The organism is Enterobacter cloacae complex sp. P18RS (assembly GCF_014982105.1).
Taxonomy (GTDB): Bacteria; Pseudomonadota; Gammaproteobacteria; order Enterobacterales; family Enterobacteriaceae; genus Enterobacter; species Enterobacter hormaechei_C.
Window position 1 is genome coordinate 1 of record NZ_JADCKV010000040.1, and the last position, 15389, is coordinate 15389.

Genomic DNA, 15389 nt, shown 5'->3' on the forward strand with positions numbered 1-15389 from the left:
TCAATCTGAGCCATGATCAAACTCTTCAATTTAAAAGTTTGATGCTCAATGAATTAAACTTCGTAATGAATTACGTGTTCACTCGTTGAGACTTGGTATTCATTTAGTGTCCGAGGACATTAAGAATCCATGTCACTTTGAGTGCCCACACAGATTGTCTGATAAATTGTTAAAGAGCAGTTGCGACGCGCTTCAGCGCTCTGTCGCGAGGTGGCGTATATTACGCTTTCCTCCTTCAGAGTCAACCCGTTATTTGAGGATTTTTTCTCTTCAGCCGACCGGGTTGTCTGTGAAGTGATTCACATCCGCCGTGTCGATGGAGGCGCATTATAGGGATCCCAGTTTTTAGCACAAGTATTTTTTAGATCTTTTTTTCCAACTGATGATTTTCCGTTCTTTTCGCTGAAAACCCACCCGATCCGCTTAAAAATTGACGCATTTTGCCTTGCCTCGATCCAGGAATACGATCAAAGTCTTCTTTAATAGCGCTCATCTGTATCGAGGTAGATATGTTTGCAGTATTACGTCCTTATAAAGATCTGTTCCCCCAAAAAGGCGATCGCGTGATGATCGATGCCAGCAGCGTGGTCATTGGTGATGTTCGCATGGCCGATGATGTCAGCATCTGGCCACTCGTCGCGATCCGGGGCGATGTTAACTACGTTGCAATCGGTGCACGCACCAATATTCAGGACGGCAGCGTGCTGCATGTGACTCATAAGTCATCTTATAACCCTGAGGGCAATCCGCTCATCATTGGGGAAGATGTCACCGTCGGTCATAAAGTGATGCTCCACGGCTGCACAATCGGTAACAGGGTTCTCGTTGGGATGGGATCGATTTTGCTGGATGGCGTCATAGTAGAAGATGACGTAATGATTGGCGCAGGAAGCCTTGTTCCGCAAAACAAACGTCTGGAAAGTGGCTATCTCTATTTAGGCAGTCCGGTTAAACAGATCCGCCCCCTAAAAGAGGCGGAGATCGAAGGATTGAAATACTCAGCGAACAATTACGTTAAATGGAAGAATGACTATCTGGATCAGGATAACCAGACCCAACCCTGATCGTCTTCCTGCTGATCGCGGATCAAATCGCTGGCTTCCTCTTCCAGATCCCAGCGATTTTCGCAAAAGACCGCTAACGGATCTGAACCACCAAAGCGCTGATGCAACGTCTCCCCTTTAATCGCACAGGTGAGCTGCATTCCATGCACCAGCACCGGGAAACAAACCGCTTGCTTATTTTCATCCCAGATTTCTCTGTCGGGAAAATGAATCGCCTGATTCATGCCATCAGTTCCTGTTTCAGCTTTTCGATCACCGGTTCTACAGCAGGTAACACGCCATGCCAGAGTAGCACCGCATGAGCCGCCTGCCCCACCAGCATGCCCAGACCATCAGCCACGTGTTTTGCCCCCTGTTGTTCACACCAGGTCAGAAATGGCGTTTTCCCTTTTTGATAAAACATGTCATAGGCGTAGATGTGGGAATGAACCAGGGATGCAGGAATCGCCGGGATCTCTCCATTAATACCGCTTGAGGTGGCATTAATTACAAGATCAAATTCGTGACCCGCGAGATCGTCAAGTGCTACCGCAGTTACGCTGCCTGTGTGTGCGAACAACGCCGCCAGCTCTTCTGCTCTGGAGAAGGTACGGTTGGTGATTGTCACCGCACAATCCAGCGAAAGAAGAGGAAGCAATACGCCGCGCGACGCGCCACCCGCGCCGATCAGCAGGATCCGAAAGCCTGGTTTAATAAACGACAGTCGTTCCAGATCGCTGAGTAAACCTATGCCATCGGTGTTATCGCCCAGAAGGCGACCATCTTCGAGCCGCTTAAGGGTATTGACGGCACCAGCGAGCGAGGCACGCTCGGTCAGCTCATCCGCACGCCCGAAAGCCTCTTCTTTAAAAGGCACCGTGACGTTCGCACCTTTACCACCCGCATCAAAAAAGCTATTCAGCGTCGGTATAAATGCATCAACAGGCGCAAGAACCCGACCATACGGGTGATCTATCTGCAATTGCTCTGCAAACAGCTGATGGATCAGAGGCGACTTGCTGTGCGCGATCGGGTTACCAAAAACAGCATAGGTTTCCATAACATTATCCCTGGCGAAAACGTTCGCCGGTCAAGGCATCGCGAATTTCTGACGGGTTAAGACGACCCCCGGTTTCACCCACGGCTACAGGGAAATCATTCCCGAACTGCGCCAGAACTTCTTCTGTTGTCCGACAAGGGGGAAGCCCGGTCAGGTTGGCGCTGGTTGAAACTAGGGGTTTACCAAATGCCTGGCATAACTCCACCACCAAGGGATGGTCGGTAACGCGTACCGCGAGTGAATCGAAACGCCCGGTTAACCAGCGCGGCGTTGTCGGTTGTGCAGGAAAGACAAACGTAACGGGACCTGGCCACACAGAGAAAATGGTTTCCCGCTGTGCAGGCGTCAGCATGGAATCATCAATATAAGGCTTAAGCTGCTCGTAGTTCGCAGCGATCAAAATCAATCCTTTTTCGACAGGCCGCTGTTTTAGCGCCAGCAGACGGTTAACGGCGACTTCGCTGTCAGGATCGCACCCGACCCCGAAAACGGCTTCTGTTGGATAGGCGATGACTTCTTCTTTTTTCAGGATGTCCACCGCCTGCGCGATGGAGCCTGATGGCAGGTTATTATTCACTGATTTGATCCGCCGAAACCGGCTTTCCACATTGTTTACTGGCGCAAAAGCGTTTCAAGCCTTGCGCGGTTTTCTTTTCTATAAGTAACAGATAATCGCAATGAGGGCAGACGCCCGCTACTGGTTTGAAATTGATAACGAACTGGCATTCAGGATAGCGATCGCACGAATGGAAGGTCTTGCCATAACGAGAGCGGCGCTGCACCAATTGACCACGCTGGCACTGAGGGCAGGCAATTGCCGTTTCATCTGGTTTATCAATTTGTTCCGTATGTTCACATTCCGGATAGCGGCTGCATCCGATAAACATCCCGAACCGCCCCTGCCGCAGCGCCAGTTCGCCGCCACAGAGTGGACAAAGCTGTCCCTCCAGAATTTTGACGATATGTCCGTCCGCCTGGCTTTTCAGGGGACGGACATAATCACATTCCGGATAGCGTGAACAACCGAGAAACGGACCGTGTTTCCCGGACCGAATAACAAGTTCAGCCCCACACTGTGGGCAGGGCTCGTTTTTATGCACCGTGAAGAGTGCTGATTTGGCCATAACAACTCTTGTTGCTGCACATAGAATTAATGCAGCATACCTTCATTCACTTCAAAGAGTAATTCTTCCATTTGCTGATAGGCATTTTCACAGCCTGGGATGTTGAACAGAACCATCAGGATCACCCATTTGAGATCTTCCAGTTCAAACTCAGCAGTATCCAGCGCCATGACGCGCTCTATCACCATCTCTCTCGTTTCGAGGTTTAGCACCTGAATCTGCTCGAGGAATAAAATGAATCCCCGGCAGCTGGCATCCAGCCTTTCACACTCTTCAGCTGTATAGATGCGCACAGACAATGGGTCAGAAGCAAGCTGCATCGGTTCGGCGAGGCCGTCCTGATAATCAGCCAACTTATCCAGCCACATCAACGCATTATAAATATCTTCCCGCTCAAAACCTGCGTCGGTCAGATCCCGTGTTAATTTGTCCTGATCCACCTGCATTTCTGCTTCGTTGTGGATGTAAGTCTCAAACAAATACATCAGTACGTCGAACATGGCATGCCCTCCTTAATCGGACATAGCCGCCGGGTACAGCTGCGATCCACCCTGCTAACTCCAGTTCGAGTAGCTGTGCTACCGTTACTGGCACAGGTTGGCCGGCACGTTCAGCGACAACGTCAACAGGTGTTACCTCATCTCCTACGTTAGCCAGGAGCTTGGGAAATGGCAATGCTACTGCCTCCTGATCCGATGAAATATGTCGCTTTTGGAGATCATCCTGCAACCAATGCAATCCATATTGCAAATTTTCCAGGATATCCTCTTTACAGGTCACCAGCGTCGCCCCCTGTTTTATCAGCCAGTGAGGGCCTTCGCAGCCAGGGTTCCCCAACGGGCCGGGTAGCGCAAAAACTTCACGCCCCTGCTCCAGTGCGCACCTTGCGGTAACCAGCGATCCACTCCGAATCGCAGCTTCGACCACCAGCACGCCCTGGCTTAACCCACTGATGATCCGGTTACGCCGTGGAAAGTTACCCGGTCTGGGCGATGTCGAAAGTGAAAACTCAGACACTATCGCCCCCTCTGAAGCGATAAGTTGCTCAGCCAGAATGTGATGACGACGCGGATAGAGACTAAAAAGACCATTGCCAAGCACGGCGACACTTCGCCCTTTTGCTGACAACGCCGCATGATGTGCCACACCATCGATGCCGCAAGCCAGGCCACTGGTGATCGTAAAGCCACATTGGGATAGCTGTTCACTCAGCATTTTCCCCCAACGCTCGCCATACCACGAGGGCGCACGGCTGCCCACAACCGCAAGCTGCATGCTATTAAGCACGTCAACGCGGCCTCGCACAAATAGCGCCCCGGGAAAATCAGGTATAGAACGTAACAATGGCGGAAAGCGAGGATCATCCGCTGTGAGAAGGTGGTTGTCGGTGTGTTCCAGCCATTCCAGACTACGTTCAAGCTCACTCTCACTGAACGAAAAAAACTTTACGCCATGTTTGGGCGAAAGCCCTGACGCGTTGACAGCTTCAGCATCGACGGTTGCCTGGCGAAGCAACCTCTGCGCAATCTCCAGCATCGCGTCACCGTATAACGACCCGATGTTTATAAGCCGTAACCATATCTCTGTGGACGTCATCCTTTTCCCTGCCATAAGCAGCCTCAGCAATCTTTGCGATTGGTCACTGATGCTGTCAATCGACCGGGGATTTGTCTAGAATAGAAGTAATATTCTTATCAACTCCTGAACACGACTCTGGAAATTTATGGCAGTTTTGCAAGTGTTACATATTCCTGACGAGCGCCTTCGCATCGTCGCGGAACCGGTTAAAGAAGTGAATGCAGAAATTCAGCGTATCGTCGATGATATGTTCGATACCATGTACGCTGAAGAAGGCATTGGCCTTGCCGCGACCCAGGTAGACATTCACAAACGTATTATTGTGATCGACGTTTCTGAAAATCGCGATGAGCGCCTGGTGCTGATTAACCCTGAGCTGCTGGAAAAAAGCGGCGAAACAGGTATTGAGGAAGGCTGTCTGTCTATCCCTGAACAGCGCGCTTTGGTGCCACGTGCCGAAAAAGTTAAAATCCGCGCACTGGATCGTGACGGCAATCCGTTTGAGCTGGAAGCCGACGATCTGCTGGCGATTTGCATTCAGCATGAGATGGATCACCTGGTCGGTAAGCTGTTTATCGATTACCTCTCACCGCTGAAGCAACAGCGTATTCGTCAGAAAGTTGAGAAACTGGATCGTTTACGTTCTCGCGCTTAACGCCCCCCGGATACAAGGAATAACGTGTCTACATCACTACGTATAATCTTCGCGGGTACCCCTGATTTTGCGGCGCGTCATCTCGACGCGCTGCTATCGTCTGGTCATCAGATTGTTGGCGTATTTACTCAGCCTGATCGTCCGGCTGGCCGCGGTAAAAAACTGATGCCTGGCCCGGTTAAAGTGCTGGCAGAAACGCATGGTTTGCCGGTTTTCCAACCTGCATCATTACGACCTCAGGAAAACCAGCAGTTAGTGGCAGACCTGAACGCTGACGTGATGGTAGTTGTGGCTTACGGCCTCATTCTGCCGAAAGCGGTACTCGATATGCCCCGCCTGGGCTGTGTTAACGTTCATGGTTCCTTGCTCCCACGCTGGCGTGGTGCAGCCCCTATTCAGCGCGCTCTGTGGGCAGGCGATGCTGAAACTGGCGTGACAATCATGAAGATGGACGTAGGTTTAGACACGGGCGACATGCTGTATAAACTGGCGTGTCCCATTACCGCAGAAGATACCAGCGCCACGCTGTATGACAAGCTGGCGGATCTCGGTCCGCAGGGGCTGATTGAGACGTTGCAACAGCTTGCTGATAATACAGCGACACCTGAAGTGCAGGATGAGGCACAGGTGACCTATGCTGAAAAACTGAGTAAAGAAGAAGCCCGGATCGACTGGTCCCTGTCAGCAGCTCAACTCGAACGCTGTATCCGCGCTTTTAATCCATGGCCGATGAGCTGGTTGATGATTGATGAGCAGCCAGTGAAAGTCTGGAAAGCTTCAGTTATTAACGGCAATACTTCGGCAGAGCCCGGTACGATTATCGACGCCAGCAAAAACGGTATCCAGGTTGCGACCGGAGAAGGGATCCTGAATCTTGAATCGCTGCAACCGGCCGGTAAAAAGGCAATGAGCGCGCAGGATCTATTAAATTCCCGTCGTGAATGGTTCATCCCTGGCAATCGCCTTGCCTGAAAAAATTTACTCTTAAGGCCCGGTGTTTCCGGGCATTTTTATTTTTACGGTTATGAAAAGACAAAATCTACGCACTATGGCGGCTCAGGCCGTTGAGCAGGTTATCGAGCAGGGCCAGTCACTGAGTAATGTCCTGCCTCCACTGCAACAAAAGGTTTCCGATAAAGACAAAGCACTGCTTCAGGAGCTATGCTTTGGCGTGCTGCGCACCCTCTCTCAGCTTGAATGGTTAATTAATAAGCTGATGTCACGCCCGATGAGCGGCAAGCAGCGTACCGTGCATTATTTGATCATGGTCGGTTTCTACCAGCTTCTTCATACCCGCATTCCACCTCATGCTGCGCTGGCTGAGACAGTGGAGGGTGCCGTTGCGATTAAACGTCCCCAGCTGAAAGGATTGATTAACGGCGTGCTGCGTCAGTTCCAGCGTCAGCAGGACGAACTGCTGGCAGAATTTGCGCAAAGCGAATCGCGCTTCCTGCACCCTGAATGGCTGCTGAATCGCCTTAAAAAAGCCTACCCACAGCAATGGCAAGACATTGTGGATGCCAATAACCAACGTCCGCCGATGTGGTTACGCGTCAATCGTAACCATCATACCCGCGACGCATGGCTGGCCCTGCTGGAAGAGGCCGGAATGAGCGGCTTCACACACGCTGCTTATCCTGATGCGGTTCGTTTAGCCTCCCCTGCACCGGTACATGCATTACCCGGTTTTGAAGAGGGCTGGGTAACGGTACAGGACGCATCCGCTCAGGGCTGCATGACCTGGCTTGAACCGAAAGACGGGGAGCAGATCCTTGATCTCTGTGCAGCGCCAGGGGGGAAAACAACGCATATTCTGGAAGTGGCGCCGCAGGCCAGCGTGATGGCCGTGGATGTTGATGAGCAGCGTCTTTCACGCGTCTATGACAACCTCAAGCGTCTGGGTATGAAAGCACAGGTTAAGCAAGGCGATGGACGTAAACCCGCAGACTGGTGTGGTGATACCCGGTTCGATCGTATTTTGCTGGACGCCCCTTGCTCTGCAACCGGCGTGATTCGTCGTCATCCCGATATCAAATGGCTGCGTCGCGATCGTGATATCAAGGAGCTTGCCCAGTTGCAATCCGAAATTCTGGATGCCATCTGGCCGCATCTCAAACCCGGCGGAACCCTGGTGTATGCAACCTGCTCTGTTCTTCCGGAAGAGAACAGTCAGCAAATTGCGGCTTTCCTGAAACGCACCCCGGACGCTACGCTGCATGATACGGGAACACCTGAGCACCCGGGTCTGCAAAACCTGCCGGGCGCAGAAGAGGGTGATGGTTTCTTTTACGCTAAGCTAATCAAAGAGTGATGTTGAGAACAGGTCACGAAAGATGAAAATTATCATTCTGGGCGCAGGGCAAGTTGGCGGAACGCTGGCGGAAAATCTCGTGGGCGAAAACAACGATATCACCATTGTGGATACCAATGGCGATCGCCTGCGCGTTTTGCAGGACAAGTTTGATCTTCGTGTTGTACAGGGGCACGGCTCTCACCCACGTGTGCTTCGGGAGGCGGGCGCAGACGATGCCGACATGCTGGTTGCAGTAACCAGTTCAGATGAAACCAACATGGTTGCATGTCAGGTGGCCTACTCGCTTTTCAACACACCGAACCGCATCGCCCGCATTCGCTCCCCGGACTATGTCCGGGATGCGGAAAAGCTGTTTAATTCCGAAGCAGTACCTATCGACCATCTTATTGCCCCTGAACAGCTGGTTATCGACAGTATTTATCGTCTGATTGAGTACCCGGGCGCGTTGCAGGTTGTGAACTTTGCGGAAGGAAAAGTAAGCCTGGCGGTTGTGAAGGCTTATTACGGCGGCCCGCTGATTGGTAATGCCCTGTCGACAATGCGCGAGCATATGCCACATATCGATACGCGTGTTGCGGCGATTTTCCGTCACGACAGACCTATTCGTCCGCAAGGGTCCACCATTGTCGAAGCCGGGGATGAAGTCTTCTTTATTGCGGCTTCTCAGCATATCCGTGCGGTGATGAGTGAACTTCAGCGTCTCGAAAAACCATATAAACGTATTATGCTGGTTGGCGGCGGTAATATTGGCGCAGGTCTGGCGAGACGGCTGGAAAAAGACTACAGCGTGAAGCTGATTGAACGAGATCAACAGCGCGCGTCGGAGCTGGCTGAAAAGCTTCAGAATACTATCGTGTTTTATGGCGATGCTTCGGATCAGGAATTGCTGGCCGAAGAGCATATCGATCAGGTTGATCTTTTTATTGCCGTCACCAACGACGACGAAGCGAATATTATGTCCGCCATGCTCGCTAAACGTATGGGGGCGAAAAAAGTAATGGTGCTTATCCAGCGTAAGGCTTATGTCGACCTGGTACAGGGTAGCGTAATTGATATTGCTATTTCACCTCAGCAAGCCACCATTTCTGCCCTGCTAAGCCATGTACGTAAAGCGGATATTGTCGGCGTGTCGTCTCTTCGTCGTGGTGTTGCTGAAGCCATTGAAGCCGTCGCTCATGGGGATGAAACGACGTCGCGCGTTGTTGGTCGCGCGATCGACGAAATTAAACTTCCACCAGGCACCATTATCGGCGCCGTAGTGCGAGGTAACGATGTCATGATCGCCAATGATAATTTACGTATTGAGCAGGGTGACCACGTTATTATGTTCCTGACCGATAAAAAATTTATTACCGACGTCGAGCGTTTATTCCAGCCAAGCCCGTTCTTCTTGTAATGATTTGGGTGCTCAGACGAGAGCACCCAAATATTAACCTTCTAATTTTCATGCCTTTTATTTTTCATAACGATTATTTATCCCCAATGGCAATTAGCTAATCATTTGTTAAACTTATAGGCGTCAGCTGGTACAAGGAGAACATAATGAGTTTTATTAAAGAGTTTCGCGAATTTGCGATGCGCGGGAATGTGGTGGATTTGGCTGTGGGTGTCATTATTGGTGCGGCGTTCGGTAAGATCGTTTCATCATTAGTCGCCGACATTATTATGCCGCCGTTAGGGCTGTTGATTGGAGGCATTGATTTCAAACAGTTCGCCTTCACCCTTCGGGAGGCTCAGGGCGATATCCCTGCGGTTGTAATGCACTATGGCGTATTCATTCAGAACGTATTTGATTTCGTGATCGTGGCATTTGCCATTTTCATGGCGATCAAACTTATCAACAGACTTAACCGTAAAAAAGAAGAACCGGCTGCTGCCCCGCCAGCACCCACTAAAGAAGAAGTCTTACTGACTGAAATTCGCGATCTGTTAAAAGAGCAGAACAAACGCGTTTGATCAGGCGACAGAAACAGAAAGGCCAGTGGTAAAAAAGCGATTAGCTTGCTTGCCACTGGCCTCCCAGTTACCCCGTTGTGCATGTTTACCTTTACGTAGATAACTCCCTTTTCCTTTCTTGTTCTTCTCAACACGCTGTCTGAAAAGCGGGTCGTGAAGCAATGCCTCAATGGCGTTATCCTTAATTTGTCCCTTCGTATGCTGATAGCGGCTCATCATTTCTCCTGAGCATAGTTAATGTCGGCGGGAGTCTAGTCCCTGGCTGATAAAAAATCAACAACCCTGAGTTTCACTACTGGCGCCCTGTTCAAGAGCTTCCAGTATTGAGCAATAAACACTGCTATGAGCGGTACCGCAGCACGCGTCATTTAACCTTTGCAAAGATCGCTGCATGGCTTGCAGCTCCTGAATGCGTCCTTCAACTTCATCCAGCCGGGCCTGAACGATGCTTTTAGATTCCTGACACGTATGATGTTCAGGATCGATACGGATCGACAGCAGTTCACGGATCGACTCCAGCGTGAAGCCGAGTTGCCGTGCATAGCGGATAAAACGAAGGCGTTGCAGGTCGTTATCCGTATAAAGGCGAAATCCACCTTCCGTTCTGACCTCATGATCGATCATCTGCTGCTTTTCGTAGTAGCGGATAGTATCCGGCGTTACGTTAGCAAGCTTCGCAAGTTCACCTATGCGGTACATGGCTACTCCTCGTTTATTTTTTGCATTAACCTTTCACTGTACTCACCATGCAAAAAGTCAGTATTCATTCCTATCTGGCGCAGTTTTAGCTCGATGAGCGCCAACCGACGACTGATTTCGGAGTACCGCGGGTCATTCTTATGAATGCCTTTAAGCAGATCGGCAAGCTCGACGGCTTCATTGCGTTGCTGAAGTTCAGGCGGTAAACAACCTGCGTTTTTCAGTAAGCGATAACCGGCCCGTAATTCAGGGGGAATATGTGAATCATCGTCCAGAATCAGCGGCTCACCGCTACCGGGAAGATTTTCGAACTCGCCTTTGTTTTGGGCATCGCAAATATGGCGTTCAGCCCACTGATCGAGCAACCACATAATGAACTCCAGGGGGTGAGCAGAAAAGATACAGACATTGTAGATAAGTGGAGATTCTGCGGATATAAAAAAACCCGCCGAGGCGGGTTTTTTTACGTTACTACAGATTACTCTGCAGCAGCTTCTGCTTTCTCTGAACGATCAACCAGCTCGATGTAAGCCATCGGCGCGTTGTCGCCTGCACGGAAGCCACACTTCAGAATGCGAGTGTAACCACCGGCACGGCTCGCGAAACGCGGGCCCAGTTCGTTAAACAGTTTTGCCACGATCTCGTTATCACGAGTACGGGCGAATGCCAGACGACGATTAGCAACGCTGTCAGTCTTGGCAAGAGTAATCAGCGGCTCAACTACGCGACGCAGCTCTTTCGCTTTAGGCAGGGTCGTCTTGATGATTTCATGACGAACCAGTGAACCTGCCATGTTGCGGAACATAGCCTGGCGATGGCTGCTGTTGCGGTTCAGTTGACGACCACTCTTACGATGGCGCATGACCTTATCCTTCTCAGTAAAACCTTAACCTGTGATCCGGTTACTCGTCAGCAATGCTTGCTGGTGGCCAGTTTTCCAGGCGCATGCCCAGAGACAGACCACGTGAAGCCAGCACGTCTTTAATCTCGGTAAGAGATTTTTTACCCAGGTTCGGCGTTTTCAGCAACTCAACCTCGGTACGCTGTACCAGATCACCGATATAGTGGATAGCTTCTGCCTTGAGGCAGTTAGCAGAGCGGACAGTCAATTCCAGATCGTCAACAGGGCGCAGCAGGATCGGATCGAATTCTGGTTTCTCTTCTTTCACTTCCGGCTGACGTACATCACGTAAGTCAACGAAAGCTTCCAGTTGTTCTGCCAGGATGGTTGCCGCACGACGAATCGCCTCTTCAGGATCGATTGTGCCATTGGTTTCCATTTCGATGACCAGCTTGTCCAGGTCGGTACGCTGTTCTACACGCGCTGCTTCAACATTGTAGGCAATACGCTCTACAGGGCTGTAACATGCGTCGACCAGCAGACGGCCGATTGGGCGCTCATCTTCTTCCGAATGAATTCGGGCAGAAGCCGGCACATAACCACGACCGCGCTGAACTTTGATACGCATGCTAATAGCTGCGTTCTCATCGGTCAGGTGGCAGATCACGTGCTGCGGCTTGACGATTTCAACATCACCGTCGTGGGTGATGTCGGCTGCAGTCACAGGGCCAATGCCAGATTTATTCAGAGTAAGAATAACTTCATCTTTACCCTGAACTCTCACCGCCAGCCCTTTCAGGTTGAGCAGGATTTCAAGGATATCTTCCTGAACGCCTTCTTTGGTGCTGTACTCATGAAGTACACCATCAATCTCAACCTCGGTCACCGCGCAACCCGGCATCGATGAGAGCAGAATACGGCGCAGTGCGTTACCCAGAGTATGGCCAAAGCCACGCTCTAAAGGCTCAAGGGTCACCTTGGCGTGCGTCGAACTCACTTGCTCGATATCTACCAGGCGCGGTTTTAGAAACTCTGTCACAGAACCCTGCATTGTGTCCTCTCTTTGGTACTAAGCTTTACTTGGAGTAAAGCTCGACGATCAGGTGTTCGTTAATGTCCGCAGACAGATCAGAACGTTCTGGCTGACGCTTGAACGTACCTTCCATCTTGCCAGCATCAACTTCCAGCCAGGTTGGCTTTTCACGCTGCTCAGCCAGCTCCAGAGCGGCTTTCACGCGAGATTGCTTTTTCGCTTTCTCACGAATGCTAACAACGTCATTCGCTTTAACCTGATAAGAAGCGATGTTAACAACACGACCGTTTACCATGATTGCTTTATGGCTAACCAGCTGGCGTGATTCAGCACGAGTCGCGCCGAAGCCCATACGGTATACAACGTTGTCCAGACGACCTTCCAGCAGAGCCAGCAGGTTTTCACCTGTGTTGCCTTTCAGACGTGCTGCTTCTTTATAGTAGTTACGGAACTGACGCTCCAGCACACCGTAGATACGGCGAACTTTTTGCTTTTCACGCAACTGCACACCATAGTCAGACAGACGCGGTTTACGCGCACCGTGCTGGCCAGGAGCTTGTTCAATTTTACACTTGGTATCGATCGCGCGAACGCCAGACTTAAGGAATAAGTCGGTGCCCTCACGACGGCTCAGCTTGAGCTTAGGACCCAAATATCTTGCCATTTTCTATCTCCAACTAACCTAAAAAACGAGCGTTATACGCGACGTTTTTTCGGCGGACGACAACCGTTATGAGGGATCGGAGTCACATCAGTAATATTCGTGATGCGGAAACCAGCGGCGTTCAGAGCGCGAACAGTAGATTCACGACCCGGACCCGGACCTTTAACCATAACTTCCAGATTCTTGATGCCGTATTCTTTTACGGCTTCAGCGCAACGCTCTGCTGCAACCTGAGCTGCGAACGGAGTGGATTTGCGAGAACCACGGAAACCGGAACCACCGGCTGTTGCCCAACCCAATGCGTTACCCTGACGATCAGTAATAGTAACGATGGTGTTGTTGAAAGAAGCATGGATATGAGCCACGCCGTCAGAGACTTGTTTTCTTACACGTTTACGTGCACGAACTGGTGCCTTTGCCATTATTCAATCACCCCGATTATTTCTTTATCGGTTTGCGCGGACCCTTACGGGTACGTGCGTTGGTCTTAGTACGCTGACCGCGCACTGGCAGACCACGACGATGACGCAAACCGCGATAGCAACCAAGATCCATCAGGCGCTTGATGCTCATGCTGATTTCACGGCGCAGATCACCTTCAACGACAAATTTGGCAACTTCGTCACGCAGCGTGTCGATTTGTTCTTCAGACAGCTCACTGATCTTAACATCTTCAGCGATACCCGCTGCAGCCAGAATGGCTTTAGAACGGGTCTTGCCGACGCCATAGATCGAAGTTAATGCGATCACAGCATGTTTCTGATCAGGAATGTTAATGCCTGCTATACGGGCCACTATGCACTCCTACTATTTAATATGTACGCACCATGCTGAAAAGCCCGTTTTCAGGATACTCAAATGGAAACGTACAGACATACAAAAGATTGGCTGGCTAATCTAGCCAGCTCAACCCAACTTTGCAAGAAAAATATGCGAAATAATCAGCCTTGGCGCTGTTTATGCTTCGGCTCGGCACTGCAAATCACACGGATGACACCATCACGCTTAACGATTTTGCAGTTACGGCATAATTTCTTGACGGAAGCACGAACTTTCATTTTTACTCTCCGTAACTTCTCAGGCGACCAGTTAGCGGCCGTAGCCTTTCAGGTTCGCCTTCTTCAATGCAGACTCATACTGACTGGACATCATCAGAGTTTGCACTTGAGCCATAAAGTCCATAATCACGACCACAACGATAAGCAGTGAGGTCCCACCGAAGTAGAACGGTACTTTCATTGCATCACGCATGAACTCCGGGATCAGGCAGATAAAAGTAATATAAAGCGCACCAACCAAAGTCAGGCGAGTCATTACTTTATCGATATACTTCGCCGTTTGCTCTCCCGGACGAATTCCTGGTACAAATGCACCGGACTTCTTCAGGTTATCTGCTGTTTCACGCGGGTTGAAGACCAACGCCGTGTAGAAGAAACAGAAGAAGATGATCGCAGACGCATAGAGTAACACATAAAGTGGTTGCCCAGGCTGCAAATACAGCGAAATTGTTGTCAGCCAGTTCCAACCAGTACCGCCCCCGAACCATGACGCGATGGTTGCCGGGAACAGAATAATACTGGAAGCGAAGATAGCCGGGATAACCCCCGCCATATTCACTTTCAGCGGTAAATGTGTGCTCTGTGCAGCATAGACACGACGACCCTGCTGACGTTTAGCGTAGTTCACCACAATGCGGCGTTGACCACGTTCAACGAAGACAACAAAGAACGTCACTGCAAATACTAATACTGCAACCAACAGCAACAGGAGGAAGTGCAGGTCGCCTTGACGCGCTTGCTCGATAGTATGGGCGATGGCCGGCGGGAGACCCGCAACGATACCGGCGAAGATAATGATTGAGATACCGTTACCGATACCTCGTTCAGTAATCTGTTCGCCGAGCCACATCAGGAACATGGTCCCTGTGACCAGACTTACAACAGCGGTGAAATAGAATGCAAAGCCTGGGTTTAATACCAGGCCCTGCATACCAGGCATATTCGGAAGACCGGTAGCAATACCGATCGACTGGAATATTGCCAGCACCAGAGTGCCGTAACGGGTGTACTGGCTAATCTTACGACGTCCAGACTCCCCTTCTTTCTTCAACTCTGCCAGGGCCGGATGAACGACCGTCAGCAGCTGGATAATAATCGATGCCGAAATGTACGGCATAATACCCAGTGCGAAAATAGAAGCACGGCTGAGAGCACCACCAGAGAACATGTTGAACATTTCAATGATGGTGCCTCGCTGTTGCTCAAGCAGTTTGGCAAGTACAGCGGCATCAATACCAGGGATCGGAATAAAAGAGCCAATACGGAACACAATCAGCGCGCCGATTACAAACAGCAGTCTGCGTTTCAGCTCGCCAAATCCACCTTTGGCACTTTGAAAATCTAATCCCGGTTGCTTAGCCATC

General features: G+C 50.7%; 22 protein-coding genes. 6 read left to right on the forward strand and 16 right to left on the reverse strand.

From position 1 onward, the window contains the following. Positions 1 to 509 precede the first annotated feature (509 nt). Positions 510 to 1064 (forward strand): gamma carbonic anhydrase family protein, encoded by a 555-nt coding sequence (locus INF61_RS22060; RefSeq protein WP_003863357.1) that lies wholly within the window; start codon positions 510 to 512, stop codon positions 1062 to 1064. On the opposite strand, the gene INF61_RS22065 is transcribed toward INF61_RS22060, so the two are convergent. The 6 genes from INF61_RS22065 to dprA are packed head-to-tail and all read right to left on the reverse strand — an operon-like array spanning position 1040 to position 4823. Continuing rightward, positions 1040 to 1288, reverse strand: a complete 249-nt coding sequence (locus INF61_RS22065) for a DUF1488 domain-containing protein (protein ID WP_015571398.1) — start codon at positions 1286 to 1288, stop codon at positions 1040 to 1042. The genes INF61_RS22060 and INF61_RS22065 overlap by 25 nt on opposite strands. Further along, entirely contained in the window at positions 1285 to 2103 is an 819-nt protein-coding gene (gene aroE / locus INF61_RS22070; protein ID WP_015571399.1) for a shikimate dehydrogenase, read from the reverse strand. The genes INF61_RS22065 and aroE overlap by 4 nt, the downstream gene beginning before the upstream one ends. 4 nt (positions 2104 to 2107) lie before the next feature. Then, on the reverse strand, positions 2108 to 2680 hold the full coding sequence (tsaC, locus tag INF61_RS22075; protein ID WP_017693886.1) for an L-threonylcarbamoyladenylate synthase type 1 TsaC: 573 nt from the start codon (positions 2678 to 2680) through the stop codon (positions 2108 to 2110). Then, the gene (locus INF61_RS22080) at positions 2673 to 3227 is read right to left on the reverse strand and encodes a topoisomerase DNA-binding C4 zinc finger domain-containing protein (protein WP_193548127.1); all 555 of its coding nucleotides are present in this window, start codon (positions 3225 to 3227) and stop codon (positions 2673 to 2675) included. Before INF61_RS22080 ends, tsaC begins: the two co-directional genes overlap by 8 nt. A 26-nt stretch (positions 3228 to 3253) precedes the next feature. Continuing rightward, the gene (smg, locus tag INF61_RS22085) at positions 3254 to 3727 is read right to left on the reverse strand and encodes a DUF494 family protein Smg (protein WP_000460665.1); all 474 of its coding nucleotides are present in this window, start codon (positions 3725 to 3727) and stop codon (positions 3254 to 3256) included. Further along, entirely contained in the window at positions 3699 to 4823 is a 1125-nt protein-coding gene (gene dprA / locus INF61_RS22090; RefSeq protein ID WP_017383726.1) for a DNA-protecting protein DprA, read from the reverse strand. Before dprA ends, smg begins: the two co-directional genes overlap by 29 nt. 127 nt (positions 4824 to 4950) lie before the next feature. Between dprA and def the strand changes: the two genes are divergently transcribed. From def to mscL, 5 genes are all read left to right on the forward strand, one after another. After that, complete coding sequence (def, locus tag INF61_RS22095; RefSeq protein WP_006812188.1) at positions 4951 to 5460, forward strand: peptide deformylase; 510 nt, start codon at positions 4951 to 4953, stop codon at positions 5458 to 5460. A 24-nt stretch (positions 5461 to 5484) separates the two neighbouring features. Beyond that, positions 5485 to 6432 (forward strand): methionyl-tRNA formyltransferase, encoded by a 948-nt coding sequence (gene fmt, locus INF61_RS22100; RefSeq protein ID WP_017693884.1) that lies wholly within the window; start codon positions 5485 to 5487, stop codon positions 6430 to 6432. Between the two features lie 52 nt (positions 6433 to 6484). Continuing rightward, on the forward strand, positions 6485 to 7771 hold the full coding sequence (gene rsmB, locus INF61_RS22105; RefSeq protein ID WP_026094340.1) for a 16S rRNA (cytosine(967)-C(5))-methyltransferase RsmB: 1287 nt from the start codon (positions 6485 to 6487) through the stop codon (positions 7769 to 7771). A gap of 22 nt (positions 7772 to 7793) precedes the next feature. Beyond that, positions 7794 to 9170 (forward strand): Trk system potassium transporter TrkA, encoded by a 1377-nt coding sequence (gene trkA, locus INF61_RS22110; RefSeq protein WP_003863337.1) that lies wholly within the window; start codon positions 7794 to 7796, stop codon positions 9168 to 9170. 146 nt (positions 9171 to 9316) lie between these two features. After that, complete coding sequence (gene mscL / locus INF61_RS22115) at positions 9317 to 9730, forward strand: large-conductance mechanosensitive channel protein MscL (protein ID WP_193548128.1); 414 nt, start codon at positions 9317 to 9319, stop codon at positions 9728 to 9730. Here mscL and INF61_RS22120 read toward each other — a convergent pair whose 3' ends face one another. From INF61_RS22120 to secY, 10 genes are all read right to left on the reverse strand, one after another. Next, entirely contained in the window at positions 9731 to 9946 is a 216-nt protein-coding gene (locus INF61_RS22120) for an alternative ribosome-rescue factor A (protein ID WP_017383729.1), read from the reverse strand. Between the two features lie 57 nt (positions 9947 to 10003). After that, a complete protein-coding gene (gene zntR / locus INF61_RS22125; RefSeq protein ID WP_003863328.1) occupies positions 10004 to 10429 on the reverse strand; it encodes a Zn(2+)-responsive transcriptional regulator in 426 nt (141 codons plus the stop codon). Between the two features lie 2 nt (positions 10430 to 10431). Further along, the gene (locus INF61_RS22130; RefSeq protein WP_017693882.1) at positions 10432 to 10800 is read right to left on the reverse strand and encodes a DUF1992 domain-containing protein; all 369 of its coding nucleotides are present in this window, start codon (positions 10798 to 10800) and stop codon (positions 10432 to 10434) included. Positions 10801 to 10907: 107 nt separating this feature from the next. Further along, on the reverse strand, positions 10908 to 11291 hold the full coding sequence (gene rplQ, locus INF61_RS22135; RefSeq protein WP_001216368.1) for a 50S ribosomal protein L17: 384 nt from the start codon (positions 11289 to 11291) through the stop codon (positions 10908 to 10910). Positions 11292 to 11331: 40 nt separating this feature from the next. After that, positions 11332 to 12321 carry a DNA-directed RNA polymerase subunit alpha gene (gene rpoA / locus INF61_RS22140; RefSeq protein WP_002919219.1) on the reverse strand — a complete coding sequence of 330 codons (990 nt, stop codon included), beginning with the start codon at positions 12319 to 12321 and terminating at the stop codon, positions 11332 to 11334. A gap of 25 nt (positions 12322 to 12346) precedes the next feature. Then, positions 12347 to 12967: a 30S ribosomal protein S4 gene (rpsD, locus tag INF61_RS22145; RefSeq protein ID WP_003863314.1), complete on the reverse strand. Its 621-nt coding sequence runs from the start codon at positions 12965 to 12967 to the stop codon at positions 12347 to 12349. 32 nt (positions 12968 to 12999) lie between these two features. Beyond that, a complete protein-coding gene (rpsK, locus tag INF61_RS22150; RefSeq protein ID WP_003863312.1) occupies positions 13000 to 13389 on the reverse strand; it encodes a 30S ribosomal protein S11 in 390 nt (129 codons plus the stop codon). Between the two features lie 16 nt (positions 13390 to 13405). Continuing rightward, the gene (gene rpsM / locus INF61_RS22155) at positions 13406 to 13762 is read right to left on the reverse strand and encodes a 30S ribosomal protein S13 (protein WP_003863308.1); all 357 of its coding nucleotides are present in this window, start codon (positions 13760 to 13762) and stop codon (positions 13406 to 13408) included. Between the two features lie 146 nt (positions 13763 to 13908). Then, complete coding sequence (gene rpmJ / locus INF61_RS22160) at positions 13909 to 14025, reverse strand: 50S ribosomal protein L36 (protein WP_000868187.1); 117 nt, start codon at positions 14023 to 14025, stop codon at positions 13909 to 13911. A gap of 31 nt (positions 14026 to 14056) precedes the next feature. Next, positions 14057 to 15388, reverse strand: coding sequence for a preprotein translocase subunit SecY (gene secY, locus INF61_RS22165; protein WP_003863305.1), 1332 nt, complete (start codon positions 15386 to 15388; stop codon positions 14057 to 14059). Between the last annotated feature and the right edge of the window lies 1 nt (position 15389).

What these genes read in the sequence shown, in the direction of transcription:
- INF61_RS22080 (WP_193548127.1), bottom strand. Translation starts at nt 3,227, where the DNA reads ATGGCCAAATCAGCACTCTTCACGGTGCATAAAAACGAGCCCTGCCCA.
- secY (WP_003863305.1), bottom strand. Translation starts at nt 15,388, where the DNA reads ATGGCTAAGCAACCGGGATTAGATTTTCAAAGTGCCAAAGGTGGATTT.
- INF61_RS22130 (WP_017693882.1), bottom strand. Translation starts at nt 10,800, where the DNA reads ATGTGGTTGCTCGATCAGTGGGCTGAACGCCATATTTGCGATGCCCAA.
- rpsK (WP_003863312.1), bottom strand. Translation starts at nt 13,389, where the DNA reads ATGGCAAAGGCACCAGTTCGTGCACGTAAACGTGTAAGAAAACAAGTC.
- def (WP_006812188.1), top strand. Translation starts at nt 4,951, where the DNA reads ATGGCAGTTTTGCAAGTGTTACATATTCCTGACGAGCGCCTTCGCATC.
- rsmB (WP_026094340.1), top strand. Translation starts at nt 6,485, where the DNA reads ATGAAAAGACAAAATCTACGCACTATGGCGGCTCAGGCCGTTGAGCAG.
- dprA (WP_017383726.1), bottom strand. Translation starts at nt 4,823, where the DNA reads ATGACGTCCACAGAGATATGGTTACGGCTTATAAACATCGGGTCGTTA.
- trkA (WP_003863337.1), top strand. Translation starts at nt 7,794, where the DNA reads ATGAAAATTATCATTCTGGGCGCAGGGCAAGTTGGCGGAACGCTGGCG.
- rpsD (WP_003863314.1), bottom strand. Translation starts at nt 12,967, where the DNA reads ATGGCAAGATATTTGGGTCCTAAGCTCAAGCTGAGCCGTCGTGAGGGC.
- INF61_RS22060 (WP_003863357.1), top strand. Translation starts at nt 510, where the DNA reads ATGTTTGCAGTATTACGTCCTTATAAAGATCTGTTCCCCCAAAAAGGC.
- INF61_RS22065 (WP_015571398.1), bottom strand. Translation starts at nt 1,288, where the DNA reads ATGAATCAGGCGATTCATTTTCCCGACAGAGAAATCTGGGATGAAAAT.
- rpoA (WP_002919219.1), bottom strand. Translation starts at nt 12,321, where the DNA reads ATGCAGGGTTCTGTGACAGAGTTTCTAAAACCGCGCCTGGTAGATATC.
- mscL (WP_193548128.1), top strand. Translation starts at nt 9,317, where the DNA reads ATGAGTTTTATTAAAGAGTTTCGCGAATTTGCGATGCGCGGGAATGTG.
- aroE (WP_015571399.1), bottom strand. Translation starts at nt 2,103, where the DNA reads ATGGAAACCTATGCTGTTTTTGGTAACCCGATCGCGCACAGCAAGTCG.
- rpmJ (WP_000868187.1), bottom strand. Translation starts at nt 14,025, where the DNA reads ATGAAAGTTCGTGCTTCCGTCAAGAAATTATGCCGTAACTGCAAAATC.
- smg (WP_000460665.1), bottom strand. Translation starts at nt 3,727, where the DNA reads ATGTTCGACGTACTGATGTATTTGTTTGAGACTTACATCCACAACGAA.
- zntR (WP_003863328.1), bottom strand. Translation starts at nt 10,429, where the DNA reads ATGTACCGCATAGGTGAACTTGCGAAGCTTGCTAACGTAACGCCGGAT.
- rplQ (WP_001216368.1), bottom strand. Translation starts at nt 11,291, where the DNA reads ATGCGCCATCGTAAGAGTGGTCGTCAACTGAACCGCAACAGCAGCCAT.
- INF61_RS22120 (WP_017383729.1), bottom strand. Translation starts at nt 9,946, where the DNA reads ATGAGCCGCTATCAGCATACGAAGGGACAAATTAAGGATAACGCCATT.